The following is a 17,851-nucleotide window of genomic DNA, read 5'->3' as shown; positions in this document are numbered from 1 at the left end:
TTGATGCTACGTTGTTTATTATTGTTACTTTTGGCTACTGGTACACTGCAAGCGGAAGAGCAAAGCCGCTACTTGATGGATATTGTCGATGTGCAAGGTCTGCGTGATAACCAACTCGTGGGTTATGGCTTAGTCGTCGGATTAAATGGAACGGGTGACCGCTCTCAAGTTAAATTTACCAGTCAATCTGTCGTCAATATGCTTAAACAGTTTGGTGTACAGATTGATGATAAAACCGATCCTAAGTTAAAGAACGTCGCCGCCGTTGCTGTGCATGCGACTATTACTTCTCTGGCGAGCCCAGGACAATCCTTAGATGTGACGGTTTCATCCCTTGGTGATGCAAAAAGTCTTCAGGGCGGAACCTTATTAATGACACCTCTTAGGGCTGTCGATGGTGAGGTTTACGCGGTAGCGCAGGGCAACTTAGTGGTTGGCGGTATTTCTGCCGCCGGTCGTAATGGATCATCTGTGACTGTGAATGTGCCAACTGTTGGCACTATCCCCAATGGTGCCTTACTTGAGGCACCAATCAAAAGTAACTTTAGTGATAATGAAGACATCATATTAAACCTTAAGGCTCCCAACTTTAAAACCGCCCGAAATATCGAACGGGCTGTGAATGAACTATTTGGACCCGATGTTGCACGTGCGCAAGATCATGCCAAGGTTCTGATACACGCGCCTAAGTCGAATCGAGAGCGTGTGACTTTTATGTCAATGCTTGAAGAACTCAAGATTGACCAAGGCCGACGTTCACCTCGAATCGTGTTTAATAGTCGTACAGGCACAGTGGTATTAGGGGGAGATGTTGTGGTTCGTAAAGCCGCTGTGAGCCATGGCAATCTTACAGTGACTATTGTTGAACGGGAAAACGTGAGTCAGCCTAATGGCGCTTATCTTGGTAATGCCGCAGGGGAAACCGTGGTGACTAATGATAGCCAAGTATTGGTCGAGCAAGGTAACAAACGTATGTTTGTTTGGCCCGAGGGCACAGCAATTGAAGAAATCGTGCGTGCCGTAAATAGCTTAGGTGCGACACCAATGGACTTGATGGCAATTCTAGAAGCTTTGGCGGAAGCGGGCTCTTTAGAAGCTGATTTGGTGGTGATTTAATGAAAGTTGAAAATACGGGCGGTTACTTAAATAAGCTGAATGCTGATGATTTGATTAAGGCGAATGGCGAGCAAGGTGCACTTAAATTAGTCAGTCAACAATTTGAGGCGCAGTTCCTGCAAACGGTACTTAAGCAAATGCGCTCAGCCACCGACGCTATGGCCGATGAAGATAATCCTTTAACCTCCAAAAGCAATAATGGCCTTTATCAAGATTTACATGATGCGGAATTGGCAAGTCGTTTAAGCCAAGTCAATGGTATGGGCTTGGCTGACGTGATGACTAAGCAGCTATCACGTTCATTTCAGTCTGAGAAAGATCCGGTCGCCTTTGATCCTCAACAGATGACAACAACAGCGATGCAGCCTGCACTTATTATGCGGCCCGTTGTGAAGGATTTTAAATGAGCATGTTGAACATTGGTAAGTCTGGCTTATTGGCAAGCATGGCCGCATTGAATGCAACCTCAAATAACGTTGCTAATGCTATGGTTGCAGGCTATTCACGTCAGCAGGTGATGTTAAGTTCGGTTGGTGGCGGTGCTTATGGCTCCGGCGCGGGCGTGTTTGTTGATGGTGTTAGACGGATCTCTGATCAATACGAAGTCGCGCAGTTATGGCAAACCACGAGTGCTGTTGGTTTTTCTAAAGTGCAAAGTAGTTATTTGCGTCAGGCTGAACAAGTATTTGGTGCCGAAGGGAATAATATCTCAAAAGGCCTAGATCAATTATTCGCCGCCCTTAATTCATCTATGGAACAACCTAATCTCATTGCCTACCGACAAGGTGTACTTAATGAGGCTAAAGCCGTTGCCCAAAGAGTGAATGCAATCAACGACAATATTGATTCGCAACGTAATCAGATCAATGGACAGCTTGGTTCATCCGTAAAAGAGATCAACTCACAACTAAATATTATTGCCAGTTTCAACCGCGACATTCAGGCGGCGAGTGTGACAGGAACTATTCCCCCTGCACTGCAAGATAGTCGAGATGCTGCAATTGATGACTTAGCTGCGATTTTAGATATTCGGGTTGTTGAAGATAGCCAAGGCATGGTCAATATCTCGCTGGCCCGAGGTGAGCCGCTATTGACGGGAAATACTGCTGCTAAGTTAACGAGTAATCCCGATCCTACCAATCCTAAGAACGATTTGGTGACTATCCAATTTGGTGCTAGCCAGTTTAATGTTGATGAAACCGCTGGTGGCAGTTTAGGTGCCTTGCTTACGTACCGTGATGTGCAGCTCGCAGATTCGCAACAGTACATAGATGAATTAGCGGTCATGTTAGCGACCGAGTTTAATTCTATTCTTGCTTCTGGCACTGACTTAAATGGTGCGACACCGTCACAGGATTTATTTACTTATCAAGCTAATAACCCAGGAGGAAGCTTATCTCTAACGGCTGGTTTTACGCCTGATAAACTTGCCTTTGGTAAAGATGGCACCCAAGGCGATAACGCAAATTTAAAAGCTTTAGTACAGCTTGCGAATAAAGAGCTGAGTTTTACTAGCCTTGGCAGTAATACAAGCTTAGCGGAATCCTTCTCCAGCAAGGTTGGCCAGTTAGGTTCTGCTTCTCGCCAAGCGATTTCATTTGCTAAAACCAGTGTAGATTTGCAAAAAGATGCGCAGTCCCAATGGGCGAGTACCAGTGGTGTGAATCCCGATGAAGAAGGGATTAATTTGATCATCTATCAGCAGTCATATATGGCGAATGCGAAGGTGATTTCCACCGCAGATCAACTGTTTCAAACGATGCTTAGTAGCTTTTAAGGACTTTATTCATGCGTGTAACAATGCAAAATTTATACACTAACAATTTAAACAGTTTGCAGAACACGACCTATGATGTAGCACGTTTGAATCAAATGCTCTCTAAAGGTGTTTCAATACTATCGCCTTCGGATGATCCTATTGGCGTTGTTCGGGTAATGGATAACCAACGCGATTTAGCACTAGTACAGCAATACATTAAAAATATCGATTCCTTAAGTACCAATATGAGCCGTGCTGAAACCTATTTATCCAGCATGGTTGAGACGCAGCAGCGGATGAAGGAAATCAGTATCGCCACTAATAGCTCAAATCTCTCGAAAGAAGATAGAGCATCCTATGCTTCTGAAATGGAAGAACTCTTAAAGGGATTAGTGGATAATATTAACGCTACCGATGAGTCGGGTAATTACCTGTTTTCGGGTAACGCGATTGAGAAAGCTGCGGTAGTTAAGGATGCTGCTGGGCGATACGTCTACCAAGGTGATGCTAGCGAGAGAACGGTACAAACGTCTAGCTCTTCATGGACTACGGCTAATGTCACCGCCGAAAAAGTCTTGTTCTCCAATGCTGGTCAAGATATTTTGAATCAAGCAATGGACTATATTAACGTATTAAATGATCCAAGCTTATCACCAAGCGATCCTGCTTTTAGTGCGGCCGCGAGTGGAATACAAACAGCGTTAAGTGAAACCTTAGATAGCATAGGTGCGGCTATTACCGATTTCGGTGGCAAGCAAAATAATCTCGCTTTAGTTAAAAGTTCCCATGAAGAAATGGTGTTGTTTAGTAAACAAGTGATAGGTGAAACGCAGGAGCTCGATTATGCCGCTGCCACTGCCGAGTTCAATGTCAAATTAACAGCATTAAAAATTACCCAGCAAACTTTTGTACAGATAAGCCAGCTGTCCCTTTTCAATCATATGTAGGTAATGAGTTAAATGATCAAAGGGATAGGTGAGTCACTTAGTCAGTTACGTCAAAGTCAGACGGTAACGTCTCATTATGTTGCACCGATATCAGGTGCGCCCCGCAGTGCACCGAAAGCGAGGCCCATACCTAAGCATAGATTGGAAGCTTATGGACGTTGGGCCAAGGTGACTCAAGAGCAACATAATATTAGTGCATCGCAAGTGGTATTACAGAGCTTGAGCTCGGCTAAAAGTATTCTGGGTCTATTAAACAAACAGTTGCAAACGTGCTTGTTCAGTAAAAACACAGTGGTTGAAGATGCATTACATAAAGCGGAGGAGTGTCGAAGACAATTAATCGAGATTAGGCCTTATTACCAAGGAAAGCGTTTACTCGATCATCATTTGAATTTGATTTCAGCATCTCAGCCTGCGGCATTGCATTTTTTTAGGTTCCGACGAGTCGACCTCACATCACCTAAGAACCGCGATGAGCGGATTACGCTTTTTACTGAGAAGCAAACATTACATTTGCTTTTACCTGCCAATAAAAATCGCTTAGAGCTACAAGATATCATAGAGCCTGTTTTAGCTTCGATAGGGATAAGTATCGACCGCTTATCGACCAATGACACAGTGTTTACTGCGCAGCATGAGATTTGGATGAAGCTCAATGGGGGGATTTTAATGGTTGGCGAAGGGCAAAGATTGCCAGCGGGTGAGCCGAGGAATATACCATTAGAAGAGAAATTTAGTTGGCAGGATCCCCGTGAATGGAATTTTACGGATACTGAAAAGTTAAAAATGACATTGGCTAAAGTGTCAAAGGTAGATAAAAAAGTCACAGTGCAAATTGATGATATTAAAGCATCCCACCGTTTACTACTGGTGAAGGTTAAGCAATTGACCGCATCTAGTCAGCCCAAATTTGAACTCCAGCATTTGCATAAATTTATGCAACCCTATCCTTTTGCCTATCAAGTAACATCTTTGATGGCGCAGGGAAATACGAACCGCGAACAGGTTAGTGCTCTGCTGCTCTAATTTTTGAAGCGAACCCTAAGTGTGATTATTTAATTTTTGAAAATAAGCTATTTGGCTTCAGTGAAGAGCTTTTCATGTCGCCTTAATTAGTTATGCCTGGATTCAGGCCTAACCAAAACAATCGTTATTTTCTGGAGAACTACTATGTTAGGTGTTCATACTAATTACGCTTCAATCGTTGCGCAGGGTGCTGTAAATAAAAGTAATAACCTTTTAACTAATGCTATGGAGCGTTTGTCGACGGGTTTACGTATTAATAGTGCATCTGATGATGCTGCTGGTCTGCAAATTGCTAACCGCATGAGTGCTAACGTAAAAGGTATGGAAACGGCTTCACGCAATATTTCTGATGCGACCTCTATGCTGCAAACCGCTGATGGTGCGTTAGAAGAATTAACTATTATTGCCAACCGTCAGAAAGAATTGGCGACCCAAGCGGCGAACGGTGTGAACTCTGATGCTGATAGGTTAGCACTTGATGCTGAATTCCAAGAGTTGATTAAAGAGTCGGCTCGTATCATGACTAATACAACTTATGCAGGTAATGATTTATTTACTAAGTTGGAGGGGGGAGTCCAGTTTCAAATTGGTGCAGGCACTACAGAAACGTTAACTGTAACCAGTGCTAAGCCTACTGCAGTTGCTGGCGATTTAAAAGATACGGCTAAATCAACTCAAGCAATAACCGATGTTGATGCGTATATTAAGGCAGTAGGCACTGCCCGTTCTACCTTAGGTGCAAACATTAACCGTTTAGGTCATACCTCAGCTAACTTAGCTAGCGTGACTGAAAATACTAAAGCCGCTGCTGGCCGTATTATGGATGCCGATTTCGCGGTTGAATCTGCCAATATGACCCGCAACCAATTATTAGTTCAAGCAGGTACAACGGTACTATCTTCAGCTAACCAAAATACGGGTTTAGTCATGGGGTTACTACGCTAATTCCAGTTAAGTCAGTCAGTTTCGTTTTAATGCCAGTGAGTTTAGCTTGCTGGCATTTTTTATGGCGTTTTGAGCATGCAATTTCAGTCTGATTTTTTACAGTGTTCATGTACTCTATTTTTAAATCGGTTTTAGTTAAGCGCTTGTGCGGTCGCTTTAGTTAGTTATCCCTGAACTCAGGTCTAACCCGCTACTCGTTATTTAATGGAGAACTACAGATGTTAGGTGTTCATACTAATTACGCTTCAATTGTTGCACAAGGTGCTGTTAACAAAAGTAATAACCTACTAACTAACGCCATGGAGCGTTTATCGACGGGTTTACGTATCAATAGCGCATCTGATGATGCTGCGGGTTTGCAAATTGCTAATCGCATGAGCGCTAACGTGAAAGGTATGGAAACGGCTTCACGCAATATTTCTGATGCGACCTCTATGCTACAAACCGCTGATGGTGCGTTAGAAGAATTAACGACCATTGCTAATCGCCAGAAAGAATTGGCTACTCAAGCATCTAACGGTGTTAACTCAACTGATGATTTGAAAGCATTGAATGATGAGTTTAAAGAGTTGAACTCAGAAATCACCCGTATTATTGATAACACGACTTATGCGGGTAATAATTTATTCACTACGTTAGAAACTGGCGTTACCTTCCAAATTGGTGCAGGTACTGGCGAGAAATTACTTGTTACTACTAAGGATATGAAGGAAGGTGATCTCGCTGCTGGTGATTTAACTACTGACGCAAATGCGGCAATTGCCCTTGTTGATACTTTCATCGCCGCAGTGGGTACAGAGCGTTCTACCTTAGGTGCCAACATTAATCGTCTTGGTCATACTGCCGCTAACTTAGCGAGTGTTACCGAAAACACTAAAGCCGCCGCAGGCCGTATTATGGATGCCGATTTTGCGGTTGAATCTGCCAATATGACGCGCAACCAATTATTAGTTCAAGCAGGTACAACTGTACTGTCTTCAGCTAATCAAAATACGGGTTTAGTCATGGGGTTACTGCGCTAATTCGAGTAAAGCCAGTCAGTTTAGTTTTAATGCCAGTGAGCTTAGCTTGCTGGCATTTTTTATGGCGTTTTGAACATGCCATTTCAGTCTAGTTTTTACAGTGCCATACACTCTATTTTTAAATATCGATTTTAGTTGTGTGCTGTTGCCGTCGCCTTAGTTAGTTATCCCTGAGTTCAGGTCTACCCCAAATGCTCGTTATTTTCTGGAGAACTACATATGTTAGGTGTTCATACTAATTACGCTTCAATTGTTGCACAAGGTGCTGTTAACAAAAGCAATAACCTACTAACTAACGCCATGGAGCGTTTATCGACGGGTTTACGTATCAATAGCGCATCTGATGATGCTGCGGGTTTGCAAATTGCTAACCGCATGAGTGCTAACGTGAAAGGTATGGAAACGGCTTCACGTAATATCTCCGATGCGACCTCTATGCTGCAAACTGCTGATGGTGCGTTAGAAGAGTTGACGACCATTGCTAACCGCCAAAAAGAATTGGCCACTCAAGCGGCGAACGGTGTGAACTCGACAGCTGATTTGAAAGCATTGGATGATGAGTTTCAGGCGTTGATTAAAGAGTCAACTCGTATCATGGGTAAGACTACCTATGCGGGTAATGATTTATTCGCCACATTAAGTACTGGTACTGGTGTTAAATTCCAAATTGGTGCTGGTACTACTGAAACCTTAGATGTTTTAATTGCAAAACCTGCGGATGTTGGTGGTGATCTAACTTCAGCGGCGAATGCGACAGCGGCAATAACAGCCGTTGATACTTATATTAAAGAAGTGGGCACGGCTCGCTCTACCTTAGGTGCCAACATTAACCGTCTTGGCCATACTGCGGCTAACCTTGCCAGCGTAACTGAAAATACCAAAGCCGCTGCAGGCCGTATTATGGATGCCGATTTCGCGGTTGAATCAGCCAATATGACGCGCAACCAATTATTAGTCCAAGCGGGTACAACGGTTCTGTCTTCTGCTAACCAAAATACAGGCTTAGTCATGGGTCTACTGCGCTAATTACAGTTAAGCCAGTCAGTTTAGTTTTAATGCCAGTGAGCTTAGCTTACTGGCATTTTTTATTTCACCATGACTCCAGCACCGAAATTCGCTGGACTACGCTACAGCCCGATACAGCAGGTTTATCAATGACTTAAGCGAGTTCAACATATGCCGGTGCTTTCCGAAACCTGACCTGACTTCCGACCGCCTGACTCCTATCCGGCCCTTGGAATCCAGGTCTTTCCAAGGAGTCATCATGGCTAAGATCAAACTCACTAAGTCCGCTGTCGATGCGGCGCAACCCCAGGCAGAGGCCGTCGAACTCCGGGACACGCTGGTCCCCGGCTTCCTGTGCAAGATTACCCCGGCGGGTCGCAAGGTGTTCATGCTCCAGTACCGGACGAACGCTGGCGAGCGCCGCAAGCCCTCGCTAGGACTGTACGGGGAGCTGACCGTCGAACAGGCGCGGTCGCTGGCGCAGGAATGGCTGGCCCAAGTCCGCCGAGGCGGAGATCCCGCCGCAGAGAAGGCGGAGGCGCGCCAGGCACCTACGGTCAAGGAGCTATGCACGAAGTTCATGGAGGACTACTCCAAGAAGCGCAACAAGCTCAGCACCCAAGCCGGCTATCAGGCTGTCATCAATCGCAACATTATTCCGCTGCTGGGACGCAAGAAAGTTCAGGACGTGAAGCGTCCTGAAATCGCCGGACTGATGGAAAAGCTTTCGTACAAGCAGACCGAGGCGAACAAGGTATTCAGCGTCTTGCGCAAGATGTTCAACATGGCCGAGGTATGGGGCTATCGGCCCGACGGTACCAACCCTTGCCGTCACGTCCCGATGTTCCCTGCCGGCAAATCGACTCACCTCATCAGCGACGAAGAAATGGGCAACCTGTTCCGACAGCTCGACAAGATCGAGTCGGAGGGGCTGGAGAACTACGTCATCCCTTTGGGAATCCGCCTGCAGTTCGAGTTCGCCGGCCGCCGCTCGGAAATCATCGCGCTGGAATGGAACTGGGTTGACTTGCAGAACCGGCGCGTCGTCTGGCCTGACAGCAAGACAGGCGGCATGTCTAAGCCCATGAGCGAGGAAGCCTATCGGCTACTCTCGACGGCACCCCGGCAGGAGGGTAGCCGCTATGTGCTGCCTTCTCCTAGCCACGCTGGCAAGCATCTAACCACGGGCGAGTATTACGGTGGCTGGAGCCGTGCGCTCAAGGCGGCTGGCGCTACGCACGTGGGCACGCACGGCATCCGCCACCGTTCGGCGACCGACATTGCCAATTCGGGCATCCCGGTCAAGGTCGGCATGGCGCTAACGGCGCACAAGACCGTCGTCATGTTCATGCGCTACGTCCACACCGAGGATAAGCCGGTGCGAGAGGCGGCCGAACTGGTGGCGAATCGGCGTAAGACGATCACCGGGATGCAGGGAGCCAAGGAGGTGGCCGCATGACCCGGCGCAAGGCATCCGTCTCAGCGCCAGCAGCGCCGCCCGCGCTGCTGGGCGACATCCGGGCACTGATCGAAGCGTCGCGCCAGCGCGTCGCCTCGGCGGTCAATGCCGAGCTGACATTGCTGTTCTGGCGCATTGGCCAGCGCATCCATACGGAAGTGCTTGCCGGGCAGCGGGCCGGGTACGGCGACGAAATCCTGCCGACCCTGGCGGCGCAGCTTGTCCGCGACTACGGACGTAGCTTCGCGGACAAGAACCTGCGCCGGATGGTGCAGTTCGCCGCCACCTTCTCGGACGAGCCAATTGTCGTGACGCTGTCACGACAATTGAGCTGGTCGCATTTCGTGGCGCTGCTGCCGCTAAAAGACCCGCTCCAGCGGGACTACTACGTGCAAATGGCCAGCGCCGAACGCTGGAGCGTGCGGACGCTACGCGAGCGCATCGACTCGATGCTATACGAGCGCACGGCGCTGTCCAAGAAGCCGGACGAGACGATCACGCAAGAGCTGGCGGCGATGCGCGATGCGCAGCGCATGTCGCCGGCGCTGGTCATGCGCGACCCGTACATCCTCGACTTCCTGGGCCTGCGCGATACCTGGCAGGAAGGCGACCTGGAAGCCGCGATCATCCGCGAAATGGAGTCTTTTTTGCTGGAGTTGGGCGCGGGCTTCTCTTTCCTAGCCCGGCAGAAACGCATCCAGATCGACGACGAGGATTTCCACCTGGACCTGCTGTTCTATAACCGCAAGCTGCGGCGGCTGGTGGCGGTGGAGTTGAAGATCGGCGAGTTCAAGGCAGCATACAAGGGGCAGATGGAGCTTTATTTGCGTTGGCTCGACAAGCACGAACGCGAACCGGAGGAAGCCTCGCCGCTGGGCATCATTCTTTGTACCGGCAAGAAGTCAGAGCAGATCGAGTTGCTGGAGCTGGACAAGTCGGGCATCCACGTAGCCGAATACCTGACGACCCTGCCGCCGCGTGCGGTGCTGGGGGAGCGGTTGCAGCAGGCGACCGAACGGGCGCGGTTGCAGATCGAGCAGCGGCAGCCTGGCGAGAAGTCCTGACAGCAGCATCTGTCCAACCGTACACCCAAACCACAGCACGAGCATGTGGCAACGGATCTCTTGCTCTATCGAGGCTCCATGCTAGTGTGGAATCGCCATAGGCCGATAAGGAACTGGCCTGCGGCTCAAGGATGCGCTGGGGCTAGTGGGCGCGAGCGCCCAATCACATGATTATCGCGGGCAGCAGCGCCATGTTCTATGCCGATCGCTGTTTTAATTAAATATCTCAAACTATAAAGTCAGTTAATTTTTTCAAAATATTCACGAATCAAGTCATCATTTTTTAAATACGAATCGAGAACCTGAAACAGAAAAAGATCCCCGCTAATATTTATATCAAACGGGATCATTGAGTTATCTATTTTGAATGTCTTTATTTTTCTATGCCCCTTGATGTTGGCATTGCTCAATCTTTCTTGATAGCTATCCAACGTATATACGATAAATTCGTGATCCAAGTGAGTTATAAAAAAATCATCGCCTTTTGAACTGTATTCAAGATGGATGACTTGCGTTACGACGTCGTCGCCTGCCACCTCAAAGTCCTCCATCAATTCTTCAAAAGTCAAACTTAGCTTCTCTGCGTCATGGTGAATCCATAGATTGTTCTCATATTTATCGGTGGAGTAGAACTTTGACAATCTAGGAAGGGAAGATATTTTCAATCGCAACGGAGCGCCAAACTCCATCTCCTCCATTGCAGGGACATAATCGGAGACGTAATCAATCCTGAATGCTATTTCGGACAGCATTCCTTTTTCAATGAGTTCCTCGATAGAGGTAAGCAGCTTCCTCGGAACTTTTATCCAGAAGTGTCGCCCTATGCGTTCATCGCGTATTGTCTGACTATCCTTGTCGTTGAATATCTGAATATTCTCGTTCAGGCTGACAAGACTATATTTAGAGAACTGAGCATCTTCCTTTCTTATGTCAATTCCAATTTTCTCGTACTCACGTTCAACTACCTTGGAATATTTTAGCTCCAGCATCTCAGCCCTCCCCATGATTGATTGGTGCTTGGAATAAAAAATGCAGCCAATGCGATAATTTGCGTAATTTTCTTTTATGTACGAAACACCATCTTCGTCATGGATATGCTTGTAGGAATTGTTGAGAATTTCTAGCGATCCCGGATACTCGTTGAGATAATTATTTAAGTAGTCCATTAAATGCTGGATTGTCTTTATAGCCAATCGCTTGTCCACTAGATCAAGCTGTGGCCCATAAAACTTGGCTGCGTTTGGATGGTCGCGTTTGGCTTCAAATTCTTTCAGAATGGCCGCCTTTTCATTCATGCAGCCCTCCGTATAAGCACGCATTACGTCTGCCTGAAAGCTCTCATTTGCCAGAGAGGTTTGGATGAGGGGAAGCAATTTCTTGACAAAGATCGGGTCTTTATTAAGAAAGACGTAGCAAAATTTCCCAAAGCTGAATAACGCGATTTTTTCCGAAGAAAATTCATTGATTTCTTCAAAGATATTTTTCATATTTTTTACTCAACTCGCCGTAGTCCAAATAGTAAGCGACGGAACCTTGAGCGTCTCCACTTTGTGGATCGCGCTGCTCCACGTTCGCTATTCGCTCATCCCTGACGGGACTGGCATTCGCCAGCCCTCCACGGCCCGACACTGTGATCCGGGCCTGCGCGCTCCGCTTGCATGTTGAGCTGGCGACAGCAGGGCATGCAGAGCGAGCCGCGCGCAGATGATTCAGCCAAACGCTAAACAAAGCTGTAGGGCATCCCATAGAGAGCGCGGTTGCGCTACTCGTGATTTCTATGGAATTTGATCGTATCCAAAACTGCATGAGGCAAGCTTGCGAGTTACTTGATACTCTTCGCCAGAATACTGGCGAACTCGACCTCGTTCCGAAACAAGGTGCAGGTTCTTCCTTGCCCGCGAACCAATGACATACAGCAATTTCATCGCGCTTTCTTGACCGTTCGGATCATTGAAATGCGGCACCATATCTTCTAATAATGCATAAGCGATCACTGCATCGAACTCGGCTCCCTTGACGCCGTGTATCGTCGAGATGGTGATTCCAGTCCTATGCTGAAATACCTTCCTGAATGTCTCAATATCGCCTATAAATTCGCTACCTTCACTCTTCAATCGATTTACCCGGGCTTGCGAACTATCGAAGAAGGCAACGTGATGCTCTTGAAGCAGCGTGAAAAGGCGAAAGTCGATTGCTAAGTTTGCAAACAGACGCTCGAAAAATGCGCTCAAGTAGGTAAGACCATCTGTTTCATCGATCTTAATTGCATTGCACTCCCTCAACAAGGACCTCCGCGTGAGCTTCGACACGCTAGCCCCGGCCGCCTCTAGGTCATTCAGAATCTCCCCGGCCCACCGCAGTCTGCGCACATACATTCCCGGCGATGCCTGAGTAAGTGCAATCTTAGAAAGCCTGTACCAGAAATTCTCTGTGTCCCGTGCAAAGGGAACCATACCGGGGCCATCGAATGAGTACTCCGGCATGCTGGCGACCAAACGACGTGTCATGCTTGCAAGATGCGTCCACTGTGGCGCGAGAATGCACACCTCGTGAGGTGAGATGCCCATAGTCTCAATGTTGAAACGGATGAGCCGGATGAGCTCAGCGTCCAGATCATTTTTGCTCACTGTGTCGTCGAATGAAATAAGGCTTGGGTACGCCTTGTCCTCGGATGCGGCTTCGATGCGTGTGTTGTGAACGTTGTAGTTTCCGAAGTACTCAATGATGCGCTCAGAAGAACGGTAGTTCCGCGACAGTTCGAGTTCGTCCAAATCGATATTGGCCATCGCCTTGAAATCCTCGAAGGCAATCGGATATCCGCCAAGCGATTGATAAATCGCCTGGTTAGGATCTCCGACAATAAAGGCCTTGGTCGCACCTTGACCAGCTTTCAGAATGGCGGTGATGATCGAATACTGAATTCGTTTGGTGTCCTGATACTCGTCGATCAGCACGAAAGAGAACAACTGTGCCAGAAGAGTGCTGATCGCAGGATGACGTGCGATCAGTTGGTACGCATAGTAAAGAATGAGCTCAAAGTCTAGCTGCCGACTTTCGTGCAGAATCTCAAAATACTTGCCCAATATGACGTGAAGACCCGAATGCTTCCAATCTTGTGGGCAGGAGAGCACATATCCAGTTTCGGTGTAATAAAACTCACAATCCCAGAATGTTATTTTTGGCTTCTGGTAAGGCTTGCACAATGCCTCCAGGATTTTCTCGCGCTCATGCTGATCGATCACACGGAAGCCTCGATCCAACGCTTCGTGATAGATGCCGTACGGTTTCAATATCCATTCAAGACAGAACGAATGTATCGTTCCTATCCATAATCGGGATGTATCCACCCCAAGGCTCTCAATGCGCTCGTGGATTTCGTCGGCGGCACGGTGCGTATAAGTGATGGCAACGACAAACTGCTTGTTCGATTTCAGCCTGGACAACTCATAGGCGATTTTGTAGGTGAGCGTGCGCGTTTTCCCGCTGCCCGGGCAAGCGATGAGAAAGACGCTCCCTGGCTTCAGAATGGCTGCTTCCTGCTCGGGATTCAGATCATCTTTGTTCCACATGAACATGATCAGAACACCGCGAGTACATCGTTGATGCGATCATCTGGGAACGTGGCAAGCATCTCGTTTCGGATGCCGACGAAGTCGATGTCTCCATTTCGGAAGGCCAGCAGCTTGGCCCTAAAGTCGTCGAATACGGCAGACGCAGTGAAGATATCTTCTGCATCGATGTAGTTCACGCGGTAGCTCAGCACGTTAAACCAGACTTCCTTAGTGACCACCGGATGCGCAAAAGCGATGGCGTCCAAGATGTACTTCGGAATGGCGGTCTGCGGATCGATCTTCTTTCCCAGCAAGATGGCAAACCATCCCTTGCCGTAGTTGTCCGCCATGGTCAATGCGCGCTGACCGAACAACGCGATGTCCGCTGATTCGAGCTCCGCCTTGGCCGTCGCGATGGTTGGTGCATCCTTGTAGACATCAGGAAGGATGCCGACCACCTTACGCGCATTGCCGGCGGCAATGAAGTCGACCTCGAAGGTATGGGGGGCAAAGAATGGAGAAACCCACCCGTTATCTTTGAAGGTGTCTTCCAATAACGCTTTCCTGGCGACCCCTTTTTCCTGGGATGCCTGATACTTGCCCTTGCGCCGGAGCAGCCCTTCGGAGTCTCCCGCCGCCGGCGTTGTGTCAATGATGGACTTGTCAAGGTCGGTGACGATGCTGCACCGCTTCCGGATTCGGGCATCATCGAAAAGAACCGCGACGTTCTGAAATCCAGTGCTGCGGATATTAATTAAACTGATGCCGAGTTCATCAAGGCTGACGCCTAGCACGTTCTTGATCAGGATCGGAACGAGAATTTCTTCTGCATCGCCCTCCACTAAGAGGACGCTCTTGGCAAACAACAAGTTGCTACGGACAGCATCCAGGTAGCGTTGAATGTTGCCGATCTCTTCTGGGTTTAGGCCAATTGCAGGCTGGTATGCCTCGCAACGATCACCTTCTCTGCCGAGGATGTTCACGTTCTGAACATTGCTGACCTCAGAGATGTGCGTCGAATGGGTCGAATAAATGATCTGTGTGTCGTCGTATTTGAGCTTGTCGAACAGTGTTTTCTGGATATGTGTGTGAATGTGAGCTTCCGGCTCTTCGATAAGCAGAAAGTTGGCGATCGACTGTTTAGCCTTTTGATACTTGAATTCAAGCAGTTTCAACGTGAGGAATATCAGGTTTGCTCCACCAAGGCTCAGCTCGTGGATCGGTCCTTCGTGGCTCTCCCCCGATTCGCCAACGAACAGCTTGAGCGACTGGAACAACTTGTCAGCTTCGTCTGGCAGATCCGACTTGATAGAAAGAGAAGACGGCGAATACGCCTCACCCGCCGCATCCTTGATGGTGTCTCTGATATCCGTCCGGACGACCTGCACGTCTGGCAACGCTTCGATGGAGTCATTCAATGCCTTTACCCCGTCGGTGATAGCCTGGAACGCCACGGGGTCGATATCGCCGCTCTTGCCCTTCAGAAGCGAAAAGAGCGGATTTGTCCGGTTGTTGTGAAATTCGGAGACGACGTCCCGTAGCGCCTGGACGAAAGTGAACGAAATTTCTTTGGAGACGGACAGCACGTTCGGAATCTTCGCGCCGATAACACGAAATTCAACCTCTTCATTGAATCGAACATTCGCGAAGTCGCCGACCACATCCTTATAGAAGGCCTCGTCGTTGAAGTCGGCTTCACTCCGACCTGTGAAAATCGTTTCATAGTCGTCGATGGTGACCGGGTTCAGGATAGCGTCGAGGCCTGCCTGATCACCATCGTTCAATTGAGAAAGTCGCAGCCTGATTTCCTTCTTCGGACGAAAGATCAGGTTGTAAGTGGCCTTGCCGTTCGCCTCTTCCTCAATTACGCCCGTCCCATGTCGGAAGAGCGCCTGCACTGATTCATCCGCAGAGATTTCCTCAAACTCAAGACTGATGATGATCCAATGTCCCTGCCAGCGCCCTAGGCCGCGATGAAAGTCGGTATGCTCCAGCCGGTAGGCAGAGCGAATCATGTTGTCATCAAGCAGCAATCTGATTGCGCGAAAGAGATTGGTTTTGCCAGATCCATTTTCGCCGATGACAGTGTTGATACCCTTCTGGAACAGCAGCTTCGTGTTGGGAAAGTTCCGGTAGTTGACCAGGCTGAGCTTGGATATATGCATTTGATTCAATCTTGTTGTTGAAATCCACATGCCGATCGGCCGATGGATTGGTTGAACACTGCAGCCATTGATCCCAACTACGGAATGGCCAACTGTCAGTTGGTTTTAGAACGGCACCGTGTCTAAGGTAGGAATCGGTTGGAGCGCATTTTTAATCTCGGTTAGCCTTGCAAGTAGTTCATCGAAAGTCACGATCACGATCTCTGCGAACGCATTTCGAACGAGCTCGAATGACTTTCTTTGCTGATGCTCTTGTGGCGTCATGCCAGCGACAACTATGCAGCGAACCGCATAGCTGTGGAGGTCGTATCGGTTCATGTTATTTTTTATGACGGGTAGTTCACTCTGCAATTTGAAACGCTGATCTAGAATTTGAGCAATCGCTCCACCCAATTCTGTCGATGGGCCAAAAACATCATCTCCACGATAGGGAGATTTTCCTAGCAGTTCGGTTTGCGGCTTTTTTATCTCAATGAGGCCAAGATTGCCCGTGGAAGCGGATGCGTATAGAAAATCTGAAAATTTTCCGCCGGACCCGTTAAGTCGCTTGCCACCTGCATAAGCTTGCCCCTGAACCAGCATGGCTGGAACGGCAAATGCAAGACTAAGTATGAAAGGATTTTCCAGAAAGAAGCTTTGCCACTTGCTTTCCGTCAGTCCTTTTCCAAGCATTTCCTGGTATCGCTCAATCAGTTGATTCAGTGTGATGAGCTCAATATCATTCTTTAATGCCAGCAGCGAGCGCGGCTCAGATTCCGCCAGTGCTTCTATATTGTCTTGAACCATGCGAACAGCGGCGCGCCGATCACGCTTGGAAAGCGTCACATGCTGCCGCCCACCATCGGTCATTTCCGTTAGTGCATCAGGTCTTACGCTCTTCTTTAGAGCGGGAAATTGTGCTGAATCGGCAGCATGTAATAAGGTCTGGTAGACATGAAATTGCTTGTCCTTGCGCGCGTCTCTCTGGTGGCGAGAGGCTATGCGATTTAATTCTTTTCTTAATTCATGAAATCTTCTTATTCCGAGAATAAAGAATGGCGAATCAATTTTCGCGTCATTTCCTTTGTGGACAATGAGTATGCTTACGTTTTCTAAGCTGGCGGCTGTTTCGCAAATTTGCCGATATTCCCACAGAAGCCCCAAACCGAATCGAAAATCTTTGGCAAACCCATCCGGCAACTGCTCAAGAAGCCCAACGACATCGTCAGTAGTCTCTGGCAGTATGTAGGGCTCGATAACAGGCCGAGCGACGACGATGCGTTCAAGGGTGCCGTATTTAGGTTGCAGGTAATCGTCGCGATCTTCTCGAATATTAAGAGGCCAAATGGTCAATCTGTCTGGACACACATTGAGCAGTCTCGCTATTGGCGAATCCGGCTTGCGCTCCGCTGCGGGAATATCAGTGAAGAAAACGTTAATGCCTTCCTCTTCCGGTTCGGCTGCTTCAATGACAAGGAAGGGGCCGCCGTCCAAACGCTCACGTTGATTGAATGCTGAAGGTCTGATAGATGCCATGAACTATTCTTGATCCCTACTGTTCAGAGAAACGATTTGCGGGCCTTGCCTCAGCGCAACCTTATGGTGCCTTCCGATCAGAATCGGACGACACACGATTGATGTCAAAGGGGAGTGCCTTATCTGCCGCGATTCGGGTCAGCAGCATCCGAATCGCATCCGAAATTGATAACCCCATTTCAGCCAGAACAACAGTTGCGGCTTCTTTAATCTGCCCGTCAATCCGGGCACGAACGACGTCGTTACTTGCCATTGTTGCGCTCACAATAGATGTAGC

15 protein-coding genes are annotated in these 17,851 nt (G+C 48.3%); 10 read left to right on the top strand and 5 right to left on the bottom strand.

Going from position 1 to position 17,851, the window contains the following annotated elements; all coding sequences use genetic code 11:
* The first annotated feature begins 3 nt into the window (after nucleotides 1-3).
* The 10 genes from L5M49_RS18185 to L5M49_RS18140 all read left to right on the top strand — a co-directional run bounded on the left by L5M49_RS18185 (nucleotide 4) and on the right by L5M49_RS18140 (nucleotide 10,343).
* Nucleotides 4-1,116, top strand: coding sequence for a flagellar basal body P-ring protein FlgI (locus L5M49_RS18185; protein WP_263266600.1), 1,113 nt, complete (start codon nucleotides 4-6; stop codon nucleotides 1,114-1,116).
* Nucleotides 1,116-1,523 (top strand): rod-binding protein, encoded by a 408-nt coding sequence (locus tag L5M49_RS18180; protein WP_113940819.1) that lies wholly within the window; start codon nucleotides 1,116-1,118, stop codon nucleotides 1,521-1,523. The genes L5M49_RS18185 and L5M49_RS18180 overlap by 1 nt, the downstream gene beginning before the upstream one ends.
* On the top strand, nucleotides 1,520-2,893 hold the full coding sequence (flgK, locus tag L5M49_RS18175) for a flagellar hook-associated protein FlgK (RefSeq protein WP_113940818.1): 1,374 nt from the start codon (nucleotides 1,520-1,522) through the stop codon (nucleotides 2,891-2,893). Before L5M49_RS18180 ends, flgK begins: the two co-directional genes overlap by 4 nt.
* 11 nt (nucleotides 2,894-2,904) lie before the next feature.
* The gene (flgL, locus tag L5M49_RS18170; protein WP_113940817.1) at nucleotides 2,905-3,822 is read left to right on the top strand and encodes a flagellar hook-associated protein FlgL; all 918 of its coding nucleotides are present in this window, start codon (nucleotides 2,905-2,907) and stop codon (nucleotides 3,820-3,822) included.
* A gap of 12 nt (nucleotides 3,823-3,834) precedes the next feature.
* Entirely contained in the window at nucleotides 3,835-4,848 is a 1,014-nt protein-coding gene (locus L5M49_RS18165) for a hypothetical protein (RefSeq protein WP_263266599.1), read from the top strand.
* Nucleotides 4,849-4,992: 144 nt separating this feature from the next.
* Nucleotides 4,993-5,793 carry a flagellin gene (locus L5M49_RS18160; RefSeq protein ID WP_248068746.1) on the top strand — a complete coding sequence of 267 codons (801 nt, stop codon included), beginning with the start codon at nucleotides 4,993-4,995 and terminating at the stop codon, nucleotides 5,791-5,793.
* A 218-nt stretch (nucleotides 5,794-6,011) separates the two neighbouring features.
* Nucleotides 6,012-6,815: a flagellin gene (locus L5M49_RS18155; protein ID WP_263266598.1), complete on the top strand. Its 804-nt coding sequence runs from the start codon at nucleotides 6,012-6,014 to the stop codon at nucleotides 6,813-6,815.
* A 219-nt stretch (nucleotides 6,816-7,034) separates the two neighbouring features.
* Nucleotides 7,035-7,841, top strand: a complete 807-nt coding sequence (locus tag L5M49_RS18150) for a flagellin (RefSeq protein ID WP_248068743.1) — start codon at nucleotides 7,035-7,037, stop codon at nucleotides 7,839-7,841.
* Nucleotides 7,842-8,079: 238 nt separating this feature from the next.
* Nucleotides 8,080-9,279, top strand: a complete 1,200-nt coding sequence (locus tag L5M49_RS18145; protein ID WP_004883034.1) for a tyrosine-type recombinase/integrase — start codon at nucleotides 8,080-8,082, stop codon at nucleotides 9,277-9,279.
* Entirely contained in the window at nucleotides 9,276-10,343 is a 1,068-nt protein-coding gene (locus L5M49_RS18140; RefSeq protein ID WP_004883035.1) for a YhcG family protein, read from the top strand. Before L5M49_RS18145 ends, L5M49_RS18140 begins: the two co-directional genes overlap by 4 nt.
* Nucleotides 10,344-10,582: 239 nt before the next feature.
* Here L5M49_RS18140 and L5M49_RS18135 read toward each other — a convergent pair whose 3' ends face one another.
* From L5M49_RS18135 to L5M49_RS18115, 5 genes are all read right to left on the bottom strand, one after another.
* Nucleotides 10,583-11,830: a hypothetical protein gene (locus L5M49_RS18135; protein WP_004883036.1), complete on the bottom strand. Its 1,248-nt coding sequence runs from the start codon at nucleotides 11,828-11,830 to the stop codon at nucleotides 10,583-10,585.
* Between the two features lie 288 nt (nucleotides 11,831-12,118).
* Nucleotides 12,119-13,912, bottom strand: coding sequence for a UvrD-helicase domain-containing protein (locus L5M49_RS18130; protein ID WP_207570148.1), 1,794 nt, complete (start codon nucleotides 13,910-13,912; stop codon nucleotides 12,119-12,121).
* Nucleotides 13,913-13,920: 8 nt separating this feature from the next.
* Complete coding sequence (locus L5M49_RS18125) at nucleotides 13,921-16,059, bottom strand: AAA family ATPase (RefSeq protein ID WP_004883041.1); 2,139 nt, start codon at nucleotides 16,057-16,059, stop codon at nucleotides 13,921-13,923.
* Between the two features lie 105 nt (nucleotides 16,060-16,164).
* Nucleotides 16,165-17,574 (bottom strand): Shedu immune nuclease family protein, encoded by a 1,410-nt coding sequence (locus L5M49_RS18120; RefSeq protein ID WP_004883043.1) that lies wholly within the window; start codon nucleotides 17,572-17,574, stop codon nucleotides 16,165-16,167.
* Nucleotides 17,575-17,635: 61 nt separating this feature from the next.
* On the bottom strand, nucleotides 17,636-17,827 hold the full coding sequence (locus L5M49_RS18115; RefSeq protein ID WP_004883046.1) for a type II toxin-antitoxin system RelB/DinJ family antitoxin: 192 nt from the start codon (nucleotides 17,825-17,827) through the stop codon (nucleotides 17,636-17,638).
* Nucleotides 17,828-17,851: the final 24 nt, after the last annotated feature.

Origin of the sequence: Shewanella sp. SM74 (genome assembly GCF_025653725.1) — a bacterium.
GTDB lineage: Bacteria > Pseudomonadota > Gammaproteobacteria > Enterobacterales > Shewanellaceae > Shewanella > Shewanella oncorhynchi.
This window is presented reverse-complemented; position numbering and strand designations above follow the sequence as displayed.

What these genes read in the sequence shown, in the direction of transcription:
- L5M49_RS18185 (WP_263266600.1), top strand. Translation starts at nt 4, where the DNA reads ATGCTACGTTGTTTATTATTGTTACTTTTGGCTACTGGTACACTGCAA.
- L5M49_RS18180 (WP_113940819.1), top strand. Translation starts at nt 1,116, where the DNA reads ATGAAAGTTGAAAATACGGGCGGTTACTTAAATAAGCTGAATGCTGAT.
- flgK (WP_113940818.1), top strand. Translation starts at nt 1,520, where the DNA reads ATGAGCATGTTGAACATTGGTAAGTCTGGCTTATTGGCAAGCATGGCC.
- flgL (WP_113940817.1), top strand. Translation starts at nt 2,905, where the DNA reads ATGCGTGTAACAATGCAAAATTTATACACTAACAATTTAAACAGTTTG.
- L5M49_RS18165 (WP_263266599.1), top strand. Translation starts at nt 3,835, where the DNA reads ATGATCAAAGGGATAGGTGAGTCACTTAGTCAGTTACGTCAAAGTCAG.
- L5M49_RS18160 (WP_248068746.1), top strand. Translation starts at nt 4,993, where the DNA reads ATGTTAGGTGTTCATACTAATTACGCTTCAATCGTTGCGCAGGGTGCT.
- L5M49_RS18155 (WP_263266598.1), top strand. Translation starts at nt 6,012, where the DNA reads ATGTTAGGTGTTCATACTAATTACGCTTCAATTGTTGCACAAGGTGCT.
- L5M49_RS18150 (WP_248068743.1), top strand. Translation starts at nt 7,035, where the DNA reads ATGTTAGGTGTTCATACTAATTACGCTTCAATTGTTGCACAAGGTGCT.
- L5M49_RS18145 (WP_004883034.1), top strand. Translation starts at nt 8,080, where the DNA reads ATGGCTAAGATCAAACTCACTAAGTCCGCTGTCGATGCGGCGCAACCC.
- L5M49_RS18140 (WP_004883035.1), top strand. Translation starts at nt 9,276, where the DNA reads ATGACCCGGCGCAAGGCATCCGTCTCAGCGCCAGCAGCGCCGCCCGCG.
- L5M49_RS18135 (WP_004883036.1), bottom strand. Translation starts at nt 11,830, where the DNA reads ATGAAAAATATCTTTGAAGAAATCAATGAATTTTCTTCGGAAAAAATC.
- L5M49_RS18130 (WP_207570148.1), bottom strand. Translation starts at nt 13,912, where the DNA reads ATGTGGAACAAAGATGATCTGAATCCCGAGCAGGAAGCAGCCATTCTG.
- L5M49_RS18125 (WP_004883041.1), bottom strand. Translation starts at nt 16,059, where the DNA reads ATGCATATATCCAAGCTCAGCCTGGTCAACTACCGGAACTTTCCCAAC.
- L5M49_RS18120 (WP_004883043.1), bottom strand. Translation starts at nt 17,574, where the DNA reads ATGGCATCTATCAGACCTTCAGCATTCAATCAACGTGAGCGTTTGGAC.
- L5M49_RS18115 (WP_004883046.1), bottom strand. Translation starts at nt 17,827, where the DNA reads ATGGCAAGTAACGACGTCGTTCGTGCCCGGATTGACGGGCAGATTAAA.